General features: G+C 35.8%; 12 protein-coding genes and 1 tRNA gene. 4 read left to right on the top strand and 9 right to left on the bottom strand.

Features of this window, described 5'->3' with window-relative positions; all coding sequences use genetic code 11:
• Positions 1-270: 270 nt before the first annotated feature.
• The 4 genes from C7972_RS24400 (at position 271) to C7972_RS09055 (ending at position 2,637) form a co-directional block, all read left to right on the top strand.
• Positions 271-462, top strand: a complete 192-nt coding sequence (locus C7972_RS24400; RefSeq protein ID WP_220020883.1) for a GIY-YIG nuclease family protein — start codon at positions 271-273, stop codon at positions 460-462.
• Between the two features lie 37 nt (positions 463-499).
• Positions 500-574: transfer RNA gene (locus C7972_RS09065), tRNA-Pro, on the top strand.
• 254 nt (positions 575-828) lie between these two features.
• Positions 829-2,094, top strand: coding sequence for a site-specific integrase (locus C7972_RS09060; protein ID WP_025743357.1), 1,266 nt, complete (start codon positions 829-831; stop codon positions 2,092-2,094).
• 21 nt (positions 2,095-2,115) lie between these two features.
• Positions 2,116-2,637, top strand: coding sequence for an ORF6N domain-containing protein (locus tag C7972_RS09055; protein WP_025743358.1), 522 nt, complete (start codon positions 2,116-2,118; stop codon positions 2,635-2,637).
• 53 nt (positions 2,638-2,690) lie between these two features.
• Here the strand turns inward: C7972_RS09055 and C7972_RS09050 are convergent, their stop codons facing one another.
• From C7972_RS09050 to C7972_RS09010, 9 genes are all read right to left on the bottom strand, one after another.
• Entirely contained in the window at positions 2,691-3,557 is an 867-nt protein-coding gene (locus C7972_RS09050) for a cation diffusion facilitator family transporter (RefSeq protein WP_025743359.1), read from the bottom strand.
• An 84-nt stretch (positions 3,558-3,641) separates the two neighbouring features.
• On the bottom strand, positions 3,642-4,442 hold the full coding sequence (locus C7972_RS09045; protein WP_027126729.1) for a DUF4138 domain-containing protein: 801 nt from the start codon (positions 4,440-4,442) through the stop codon (positions 3,642-3,644).
• A 13-nt stretch (positions 4,443-4,455) separates the two neighbouring features.
• On the bottom strand, positions 4,456-5,430 hold the full coding sequence (traM, locus tag C7972_RS09040) for a conjugative transposon protein TraM (RefSeq protein ID WP_025743361.1): 975 nt from the start codon (positions 5,428-5,430) through the stop codon (positions 4,456-4,458).
• Positions 5,411-6,037, bottom strand: a complete 627-nt coding sequence (locus C7972_RS09035) for a conjugal transfer protein TraK (protein WP_025743362.1) — start codon at positions 6,035-6,037, stop codon at positions 5,411-5,413. Before C7972_RS09035 ends, traM begins: the two co-directional genes overlap by 20 nt.
• Positions 6,038-6,058: 21 nt before the next feature.
• The gene (locus tag C7972_RS09030) at positions 6,059-6,898 is read right to left on the bottom strand and encodes a hypothetical protein (protein WP_034230060.1); all 840 of its coding nucleotides are present in this window, start codon (positions 6,896-6,898) and stop codon (positions 6,059-6,061) included.
• Entirely contained in the window at positions 6,898-7,455 is a 558-nt protein-coding gene (locus C7972_RS09025) for a conjugal transfer protein (protein WP_339917541.1), read from the bottom strand. The genes C7972_RS09030 and C7972_RS09025 overlap by 1 nt, the downstream gene beginning before the upstream one ends.
• Before the next feature lie 35 nt (positions 7,456-7,490).
• Positions 7,491-9,893 (bottom strand): TraG family conjugative transposon ATPase, encoded by a 2,403-nt coding sequence (locus tag C7972_RS09020; RefSeq protein WP_025743365.1) that lies wholly within the window; start codon positions 9,891-9,893, stop codon positions 7,491-7,493.
• The gene (locus C7972_RS09015; RefSeq protein WP_027126732.1) at positions 9,880-10,164 is read right to left on the bottom strand and encodes a hypothetical protein; all 285 of its coding nucleotides are present in this window, start codon (positions 10,162-10,164) and stop codon (positions 9,880-9,882) included. The genes C7972_RS09020 and C7972_RS09015 overlap by 14 nt, the downstream gene beginning before the upstream one ends.
• Positions 10,164-10,451: a hypothetical protein gene (locus tag C7972_RS09010; protein WP_025743366.1), complete on the bottom strand. Its 288-nt coding sequence runs from the start codon at positions 10,449-10,451 to the stop codon at positions 10,164-10,166. Before C7972_RS09010 ends, C7972_RS09015 begins: the two co-directional genes overlap by 1 nt.
• Between the last annotated feature and the right edge of the window lie 49 nt (positions 10,452-10,500).

Below are 10,500 nucleotides of genomic sequence, written 5' to 3'. Positions count from 1 at the left end.
CCATGAAAAGGGCACTAAAAATATTAGTGTCCTTTTTTATGTAACATATCTTTTTATTTCCAAGGATTATGCTATATTTGCAGTCCCAAAAAATAGGATTGAATTTTCCCATTGAAATATTCGGTTCTATTAAATGTTCTTGGTGTACCACGCTGATGGCGTGGCAGGTCTGGCCCGGCTTGCAAAGCCCAAGGCATTGTTATCGCGCCGCGTTTGGGACGCGGAGGTCGTCACGCTTTGGGCGTGACCACCCGAAGAAAGATAGTACATATGTTCGTTTATATTTTATATAGCGAGAAACGTTCAAAATATTACGTAGGTCAAACTGCTGATATTGAAAGAAGATTAAAAAGACATAATCAAGGAGTAGTTCCTTTTACTAAGAGTGGGACGCCTTGGAAATTATTTTGCAAATTGAAGTTTTATCACGATCTGAGGCATTGGTCTTGGAGCGTAAAATAAAAAAGAGAGGAGCAAAACGTTTTATAGATGACCATTTCGGGGTGTAGCGTAGCCCGGTTATCGCGCCGCGTTTGGGACGCGGAGGTCGCAGGTTCGAATCCTGCCACCCCGACAAATTATAGTATCAATCTATAACAAAAACCTGTTAATCGTATGATTTTCAGGTTTTTCTGTTTTTAAGAATATCATAAGAATTGATATGTTTTGATTAAAAATGTCAACAAATCGGATAACAAATTAAAATTTCAAAAAGTGTTGACCAGATTTATGACCAACGGTCTGCTAATCAATAAATAAATGTATCTTTATAAGTGATTTGACTTTCGTCTGATAACAACGAATTATTGTTAACTAAAAGACGAAATAATGAAAACATCTACCACCTTCAGTATTTTGTTCTGGGCGGACTTCTCCAGGGCAAAAAATGACCAAGCATCTATTTACGCAAGAATTACGGTAAATGGCAAGCGAGCTACCATCAGTCTAAAACGAAAAGTTTTAGTGTCTGATTGGGATGTCCATAAAAACAGAGCTCGGGGAACAAATCAGAAATCAAGAATTCTAAACAGTTATTTAGATGAAACTTACAATCATCTGTTTAAATGTTATCGCGATTTAATGAATGAGCATAAATTGATTACCGCACAGGTCGTTAAGGCTCGATATTTCGGTAATGACGAAAATAATCGTTCCATTACAGATATTATCAATTACCATAATGAAGATATGGTAAACAAATTAAAGTGGGGAACACAAAAAAATTATTACACTACACAGAGTTATATCTCCAAATTTTTATCGAAATCCTATAAGACCACAGACCTTTATTTACGGGAACTTGATTATCACTTTATCATAAAGTTTGAGAAATATCTCCGGGACTACATACCAGAAGACCATCAAAAGCCAATGGGCAACAATACCGTAATGAAGCATATCGAGCGTTTTAGAAAGATGATAAATTTATCGTTTAAATTGGGTTGGATTCAACGCGACCCATTTATCAATTTCAAATCTAAATTCATTAAAAACGAAAGAGGCTTTTTAAGTCTCGAAGAGCTTCAAGAGATAGAAAATAAACAATTTAGCATTCCAAGATTGGAATTGGTAAAGGATTTGTTTGTTTTTAGTTGCTATACCAGTTTAAGTTATATCGATGTCATCCATTTAACTGCGGATAATATCTGTATTGGCATCGATGGCGAACTTTGGATTTATTACAAACGGGAAAAGACGACAAAGCCCATACGAATACCTTTGTTGCCAAAGGCGATGCAAATTGTTGAAAAATACAAGAGCAACCGTAAATCAATATCACAAGGAAGTATATTTCCTAAAATCTCAAATCAAAAACTAAATTCTTATTTAAAGGAAATTGCTGATGTTTGTGGTATTAAAAAGAACCTTACTTTCCACATTGCCCGACATACATTTGCTACAACGGTTACATTAAGTAATGGTATGCCCATTGAGACGGTTTCAAAATTGTTGGGTCACTCCCGAATATCTACAACCCAAATTTATGCTAAAGTCATTGAACGTAAAGTAAGTGATGATATGCAAAAATTAAGGGCTCAATTCAATGAGATAGAAAATGAATCTATCTCTAAAGTGGTTTCTCAAAATTCATAATTCCAGTTAATTAAAAATACAATGGAACTATCTATAATAAAAAATAAAATCCATAATATTCAAGGAAACAAAGTTATTCTTGATTTTGACCTTGCTGAACTCTATGAAGTAGAAACTAGAGTACTAAAACAAGCGGTTAGACGTAATCTTAAACGTTTCCCCGATGATTTTATGTTTCAGCTTTCAAAAGATGAGTGGAAAGAGGTTATCACAAATTGTGACAACCTTCCAGAGAACATTAAATTTAGTCCTGCCACTCCGTTTGCCTTTACCGAACAGGGCGTGGCAATGCTTTCTAGCGTACTTAACAGCGACAAGGCCATTGACGTAAATATATCTATTATGCGTGCATTTGTAGCGTTACGGCAGCATCTTACAGATTATAGCAACCTTAAAGAACATATAGCCCAACTTGAAAAAGAAATGAATATCAAATTTAAGGACATTCATCAGGCTTTGAATTATTTACTGCAAAAGGACAAGGTACAGATTGAACAGCATAACAGGGAACGAATTGGTTTTAAAACGGATAGGAAAGATTAGTAACTTTTCTTTGCTTATCAGAATAGACAATTTTTATGAATATATTGCTTTTATTAATTCGGTTCAATATGAATTAGTATGTGTCCTAAATTCGGTATTTCTTTTTGTAAATGGTCTTTTAACTTATGAGCAATGTCGTGACCAGATTTTACCGAAATTTCATTATTCACAATTGCGTGTAAATCCACGTGGAATTTCATTCCGGATTTTCTAATAAAACATTTCTCTGTTCCTAAAACACCTTGAACTTCTGTTGATTTTTCTCTAATTTCAATTATCAGTTCGTCATAAAGTTGTTCGTCCATAACTTCTCCTAAAGCTGGACGTAATATTAAATAACTATTATATAAAATGAATCCAGAAGCGAATAAGGCAGCCCAATCATCTGCTGTTTCATAACCTTTTCCATATATGATTGCTATCGAAATACCGATAAAGGCCATTACCGAAGTTATGGCATCACTTCTATGATGCCAAGCATCTGCTTTTAATGATGAACTATTTGTTTGTTTACTTTTTTTAATTACAATTTGAAATGAGATTTCTTTCCAAGCTATTATTAGACCTAGCACAATCAAAGTCCAAGATTTCGGGATTTTATGAGGTGTTTGAATGTTTTGAATACTTTCATAGGCGATTATTGTGGCAGAAACAACAAGGAATGTAACAACTCCAAAGGTAATTAATGGCTCAATTTTGCCGTGTCCATAGGGATGATTTTCGTCCGCTGGTCGTTTTGCATATTTAAAACCTAATAAAACTAAAAATGAAGCAAAAATATCCGTTGTCGATTCAATCGCATCTGCAATTAAAGCATAAGAATTTCCAAAAAATCCCGCAAGTCCTTTAATTAAGGCTAAAGCAGTATTCCCAATTATGCTGAAATAAGTTGTTCGTATTGCGGTTTGTTCGTTATTCATTCTAATTTTAGTTGTCAATAAATTTGTTATATTTATAACAAAGATACTTTTTTAATCACAAAAAAAAGAGGTGATAAACACCTCTTAAATTTTGGTTTCCAAAATCATTTTTCTGCTCCCTTTTAGCTCCTTCAGCTCCAGCATTAACTTTTCGTTGTCGCCTAAAACAAACTTTGGAACTACATACACAAAGCATTGACTTTCTCCATCAGTAATGGAATATGGCATTTTGTGTTTGTAAATAACTTCTTGTTGTAATCTTTGGTAAGAGGCTTTACGCTTTTTGTTTCCGTTGGTTCTATAAACTTTAATGTAGTCAATTTCAAAATCGATTCCAGACCTGTTCTTGACCTCTATAACCAAATACACTTCAGAAGCATCATACGCTATTTTTTGTAATTGGACTTTAATTCCTTTTTTGCGTTTGGTTTCAATACGCTCAAAGTTGGATTTTAATAAATACTCGCTGAATTTTTGAAAATGTGTTATTCTATTTGCATATTCGTTCAACGGTTTAACTTCTGGCTTCTGCTTAATCTTTTCCGGAAGTTCACTGCCAATGCTTTCATTTTCATTGATAAAATAATTCAGTTCTGGAAGTTTTTCAGAATATTTCAAAATATAAGAATAAACGCGACCATCACTTGTAACGGTCAATAGGTTGCTTTCTGTTCCAGGCTTCGCCTGTAACAAACCGAAATACTGCTCTTTCTCACGATTATAGGTGAATACAAAATTGGAAGCTCCTGTAATTCCTTGTCGAATAGGGTTTGGAAAAAACAGGGCAACGTTTTTCTGGTCGTTGGCGTAAATAGTGTCAAGGGGTTGCTGTGCTGAAATTGACATTGAACAAATCAATAACAGTAATGTGATATATGTTTTCATAAGAGTGAGTTTATTAATTGCCCATTATGGGCTTTCCTTGATATTTTGTTTTAGGAAGTCTTAAAATGAGTTTGTAATTATCGGTTATCGTAACCTTTACGTTTTTATGGTTACGTTGGAATATTTTCTTGAAACCGCTTACTTGCGGAACACCAGTAATATTAATGTCGTCCACCATATCGCCAACAATTTCATTGGTAACTTCTGCTCTAAAACTGTTTTCAACATAAATGCCTTCGCTACCATCCTGAAAATCATAGGCTTTCAATTTTACTGGTTGATGATTGATATTCTCAATGTCTATGATGGTGCGATTGGGTTTAAAATTGACAAATCCATAAATAGGCGTATTCTTGGAATAGCGTTGTCCATAAATGGTAGCATCTTTTATCAACCGCATTTGTAAGCGATAATTGGTTTTAACTGTTTGTGTGCCATCTACTCGTACATAAATGAAATCATCGGTATTTTTTGAATTCAAATCCTCATTTTCAATAGGATGCGAAGCAAAAAAGAGTTGATGCTCCAAAGCACGTTCTTTGGCTTCCACGTTCGTTTCTTGCTCTTCAATAGCATCCGTTGTGTCTTTTTCCTTCTTAACAGGTGGTTTTGGTGGATAGTATCTTGGATTAATATTTTCAAACGTTCTATCTGAATATCGAATCTGCCCTTGTTGGTAAATGCTATCTACCATCTGCATTTTTTTCTTGTCCAATAAATCAGGGTCATATACGCCTGTGGAATCCAACAGCCGTTCATCATAAATGCTGGGTGCGTTGGTTTCCCTAACTTCCTTTAAGTCGTTTAGGGCATCCAATTTGGAATCGTATTCCTTTTGGTCGTCTTCCAGTTCCGGTACAGGAATCTGGTTGTTCTCAATGGTCGGTTCTTCGTCCTCGCCCAATATAAGCATTGCATAGCCACCTATAAAAAGCAGGATGCATACCAACACGATGGCAAAGACTATTTTATTTTTTTCTACTTTCATAATTTTCTAATTTTCGTAATGTGCTTTCAAAAAAGTTGGTAATTAGCAGTCCGTGGGTATTGTTTGGAAAGTTTCTATCTACGTGAATCAAATTTCCAATAGTGGTCAACTCATAAGTATCTGTGATAGTACCTCTATTGATTTCAAAAATGGTTTTCGTTTCAAACTTGTAGGGTTCGTTTTGAATATCAACTTTGGATTCGATATTCAATACTTTTTGAACCAACGAGTATTGCAACAAACGGTTATAAACTCCATCGGCTTTTTTCTGTCGGTACAGAGCATCTACAGAACTATTACCCAACCAAAGGGCTTTCTCCAAGTTCTTTTCGTAATTGCTGGCATCAATGTTATAGAAATAAGTGTGAAACAACTCCAATTGTGCCAAGACTTCTACTTTTAAATTTTCTTGTTGAGATACCAGTTTCAAGGGAATAACACTTCCGTCCGAATTGACTACAAAAGCATTATTAACTGTTTCTTTATGCAGCTTTATGACCATCAAAACGGAAATGACGCACGTGAGCACAGCTCCAATAACGACGGTCAATACTATAAAGCGATTGAGCTTTAAGATGTTGTAAATATTCTTATATGGTGTTTTCATCTGTAAATTATTATTGCTTTATCAGCCTGTAAAGAGTTTAAAAGTGAACGAGGTCGCTCGTTTATATAATTTGAATTTCAGCAATACAATAAATCCGATAGACCCTAACTGTAAAAGCGGTGCGAAAAAATTACTCCCCCAATCCGTACCAAATAAGTCGCTCCAGAAATTTGTATTGATTTCGGTATAAAGATTATTCACGAAAACATTGACCAGAAAGAAGGCAGGAACTAACATATATACGCCAGCGTAAAGCTTAAAAAAGTTGTATGCCAACGACCTGAACTTTTCAAAAACCGCCAAGCTGATGACCAAAGGGAAAAAGGCTTGCATTATGCCCAGCAAAAAGAATCGTTCTGCAAGGAATAAGGGGTAAATAAACAAATCCAATAGCCAGAGAAATATTCCGGCAATAAAGGATAGTATTTTTAAGCCGTATAAAGGTGTTACTAATGCTTCATAAAGCATTGCCATTGCTTTTTTGGTGGCATCCCAAGCACTTACATCCTGTTCGATGTCAATATCTTGCATCTGTAAAGGAAGAAGTGCGGGTGCCGTGTCCCGATATTGGTTTTCAATGGCCACCAAAATGGTGTCGAAAACACTTAATACCTGTGTGGAAAAAATGACTAAAATCACTATTGCAAAGTTTTTGGCCAGTTCCGCAGGGGTCAATCCCCACGTATAACCCTCATTATTGGCTACACCTTCATTGTACTTTTTTAGGATGTTGATGAGAAAAAACAAGAGGGCGAGTGTCTTCATTCCTACAATAGTGTATTGTGAGAAATCACTATTTTTTATCGTTTGAAAAATAGTGTCCACAAACTCTAACCCTATGCCTAAAAAAATACCTGACATTAGTAATCGGTTTCTCGGTTATTGATTTTGTACTGCATTTCTCGAAATTGAATAATCTCTCGATAGCGTCTGGTTTTTGCCTCAATTTCCGCTACCATTTCCTTGGATTCCAGCTCTTTTTCTTTAAGGACTTCGGCACGTTCGGCATCGGTCATTTTCAGATTGTCGCTGGACAATATTTGGTCGATATATTCCATACCAGCCATAGAGTTCTGAAGGATGGCATCAAAGGAATCTGAAATGCGTGTAACTTCATTTGGTTTAATAAAAGGGGAATTGAGGATTTCCCTCAAATCATCCTGTACAACATCAAACAATCGTTGGTTGTTTCTTGCCAGTTCCCTGACTGCTTGAAGTTGTTTGATGACATTGTTTACCTTATCGATATTCTCTTTTTGGGTTTTAAGGAATTTTACCGTCTTCATTAAATTGGCGGTTTGTTTACCTGATTCCAATAATGATTTTACAAAAGAGATAAAGTTTGTGTTGTCATACACAGGCATCCCCTGGGCCGAAGCCTTACTTCCAATTAGCACTACAAATAGTGCGGATAACATTAGATTTCTGATAGTGTGTCTCATAATTTTTATTTTTAAGAATTAATAAATATTTTAATGGCTTTCTCCATATTTTGGTGTTCTTCAAAATGTTTCATAATGTCTTCGTTTTCTTTGCCATCCGTGAGGTAAGCAGCAAAGACTTCGGGCGGTACTTCCAATCGGAAAATGTTGCTTTCCTTTCCGATTTTGATGAACATTTCGGTATATTTTCGTGTTCCTGTAAGGTTGTTACGAATGGATTTTAACTGGTTTAAATCGTGACTGGTAAGGTTGAGCCTGTTTTTTAATTCGGCATAGCCTTTTTCATTACGAAGGCTGTAAATTACTTGGGTGTTTTCAAGAATACTCGCCGATGTGGAATTGTTGGGCAATTGGTTAATGGATTGCAGTATAATCCCAATCGCTCCATTTTGTTTTCTAATGGCTTGATAATAGAATTCTACACTTTCGAGTACATTTCCAAATTTGAGCTGTTTGGCAAACTCGTCGAATAGGATGATTCCCCTCTCGGCTTTATTTCTCCAAATGGTTCTTTGAATGGCAGATTTAATCAGCTTCAACATTACGGAAAGGATTTCCTTATTGTCCTTTACTTCATCAAGTTCAAAAACAATCAGTCTTTTATCCTCAATTTTATAGGTCTGGTCTTCACTTACATTGAACAGGAAGCTGTACAAGCCATCATCCACATATTCAGAGAGAATGTGCAGAAAATCGTAGATGTTGAAATGTTGCTCTTGAATATGTAGTTCTTCTAAAAAGGTGTCTTTTTTTGTATCAACGAACTGGTATAAATTTTCCAAAGAATGTGTACCACCCACATTTTGTAGATAGTAGTACCGAAGTACTTTTTTGACCGCCACTTCTTCAGCTTTAGTCGTTGCTTTGCCCGAAGCCAAGAGCTCTAAAAGGAAGATTGCCAAATCTTCCAATCGCTCTGGTGTCAAATCATTGACATCAGAGATATAGAATGGATTGATACCCAAATTTTTTCCCTGTTCATAGCGAAGGATGATATGGTCGTCTGGATAGAGCTTGGCAAATTTTGAATATGAACCACCTAAATCAATAATGACCAATCGAACATTTTGTTCAAAATATTGGCGTAGAATATTGTTTGCCAAAAAAGATTTTCCCTCTCCAGTAGGTGCGAAAATGGCAAAGTTCCTTGCCTTGATGCGTTTCTTCTTTTCATCCCAGACATCTTTAAGTACAGGAATGTTATGTTGTCTGTCATTAAAGATGACACCTGTGGCATCTGACTGATAGTTGGTATTGTTAATGTACAGGCAAAGAGCGTGTTTTAAATCGGTTACGTATAAATCCTCATTAGAAAAATTGGAAGTAAAACAGCAATATGAGTTTAAGAAATATTGCTTGCGTTCTTCGCCTTTTGGATAATAAGGCACTATATCCAATTCTTTGAATTCGGTTTTTATTTTGGAAGCAATTCTTTCTAATTGTGCTTCATCTTTATCCCAGAATATAATATTTAGATGACCCCTAATAATTCTTGAACTATCGTCCTCATTGATTTTGGTAACAATGTCTTCAATCTTCTTTAAGATGACTTTGTTCTGTGTTCCAAAATTGGAACTCTTTTTGAGTTCTTCAATTTTCTTGTCCAACAGCTTTCGCCATTTGTGCTTATCATCCAAATAAATGATTTGGTTGACAATATGATTTTCATTGAGATTCAACCCTAATCCGTCAATAAATCCTTGGTGGAATACAAAGTCGTCCGAAGTAAATTTATCATTGGTCTTGCTACTCTGAACCACATCGCCATAACACAATTCGCTATTGATGGCCAGCACATCAAAATGATGGTCGCCAATTTCAATATTCGCTTTTTTCAATAGAATGTCGGTATCAAATCCTTCGTTGAATCCATTAAAATAAGCATTGGTCAATGACAAGACTTTATCGATACCCAAAGGTATCAATGACACTTTCCGGCTGTTATTTACAAAGGAAACGGCATCGTTAACAGAAGCAATAAATTCCTGAACGTTATGGTCCATTTGCTTATGAATACCCTTTTCGACCTTGCGGAATGGGTTGGTAAACTTCGGTGCGTTCAAAGCTTTGTTGTGCGGAAGTATAAAGAATAGGTAAGAAGAATGTTTAATGAATTCCCGACCTTTAAAATAATCGTGTGTGGCACGTTGCAAAAAGCTTTTGTTCGGAAGTTCTTCCGCCAAATATTCAGCTTTCTGATAGATGTCCTGTTTGTGGATAACCGTGGCAATAGGCAATGATTTAAACGCTTGAAACCACGAACCGTGAATATCCTCAAAATCTTTTTCCGCGAGGGAATAGATTTCAGGATTGTCCACTTGATAGCCCAATACCACATTGCCGTTATTAGCGAACACGATATGGTCTTGAATATCCAAAATAGGATGATATGCCGATAGGTTAATTTTCTTCATAGTACAGACGACTTCCTTTTTTGTTACTAATTGTTTGTGGGAATACCTTTTTGATGTGCATCAATGCAGGGTTTTTGGTAATGTGAGTCAATACGATATACAGTGCACCGTTCAATAGAAATACTGAAATGATAACAGTAAAGCTGAACGAAAAGATGATGAACAGCAATGAACCGATAACAACGGTCATCATTAAAGCGAACAATGATATGGGCAGACCCATAATCACGGCTCGCTTGCGTATGTTTTTATAGACCTCGAATCGTTTCATTACACTACGATGCTAATGAGGTACGTAAAGATGCCCACGACTGCTCCCGCAATCAATACAAAGACCAGTACGCGGGTAATCCCTTTTTTTAAATCGGCATTTTCGCCAAAGAAATGTCCAGCATTAAATAGGAATCCAATTAAAAAGATAACGCCCAAAATAATGGGGAAAATGGTTCGGATAGTATCAGAAACATCGTTTACGGAATCTTCGATACCTCCAATTTGTGCAAAAGTTGTACTTGAAATAAGTAATGATAAGATGGTTACATAATGTGATTTTTTCATAATCAAAGTGATTTAGATTTTACGTCAATTTTGATATTTGAAAAATAGT

It is taken from the genome of Arenibacter sp. ARW7G5Y1 (assembly GCF_003201775.1).
Lineage (GTDB): Bacteria > Bacteroidota > Bacteroidia > Flavobacteriales > Flavobacteriaceae > Arenibacter.
This window is presented reverse-complemented; position numbering and strand designations above follow the sequence as displayed.

Excerpts from the sequence above, each read along its gene's own strand:
- C7972_RS24400 (WP_220020883.1), top strand. The coding sequence starts at position 271 with ATGTTCGTTTATATTTTATATAGCGAGAAACGTTCAAAATATTACGTA.
- C7972_RS09020 (WP_025743365.1), bottom strand. The coding sequence starts at position 9,893 with ATGAAGAAAATTAACCTATCGGCATATCATCCTATTTTGGATATTCAA.
- C7972_RS09010 (WP_025743366.1), bottom strand. The coding sequence starts at position 10,451 with ATGAAAAAATCACATTATGTAACCATCTTATCATTACTTATTTCAAGT.
- C7972_RS09030 (WP_034230060.1), bottom strand. The coding sequence starts at position 6,898 with ATGTCAGGTATTTTTTTAGGCATAGGGTTAGAGTTTGTGGACACTATT.
- C7972_RS09045 (WP_027126729.1), bottom strand. The coding sequence starts at position 4,442 with ATGAAAACATATATCACATTACTGTTATTGATTTGTTCAATGTCAATT.
- C7972_RS09050 (WP_025743359.1), bottom strand. The coding sequence starts at position 3,557 with ATGAATAACGAACAAACCGCAATACGAACAACTTATTTCAGCATAATT.
- C7972_RS09025 (WP_339917541.1), bottom strand. The coding sequence starts at position 7,455 with ATGTTATCCGCACTATTTGTAGTGCTAATTGGAAGTAAGGCTTCGGCC.
- C7972_RS09060 (WP_025743357.1), top strand. The coding sequence starts at position 829 with ATGAAAACATCTACCACCTTCAGTATTTTGTTCTGGGCGGACTTCTCC.
- traM (WP_025743361.1), bottom strand. The coding sequence starts at position 5,430 with ATGAAAGTAGAAAAAAATAAAATAGTCTTTGCCATCGTGTTGGTATGC.
- C7972_RS09015 (WP_027126732.1), bottom strand. The coding sequence starts at position 10,164 with ATGAAACGATTCGAGGTCTATAAAAACATACGCAAGCGAGCCGTGATT.
- C7972_RS09055 (WP_025743358.1), top strand. The coding sequence starts at position 2,116 with ATGGAACTATCTATAATAAAAAATAAAATCCATAATATTCAAGGAAAC.
- C7972_RS09035 (WP_025743362.1), bottom strand. The coding sequence starts at position 6,037 with ATGAAAACACCATATAAGAATATTTACAACATCTTAAAGCTCAATCGC.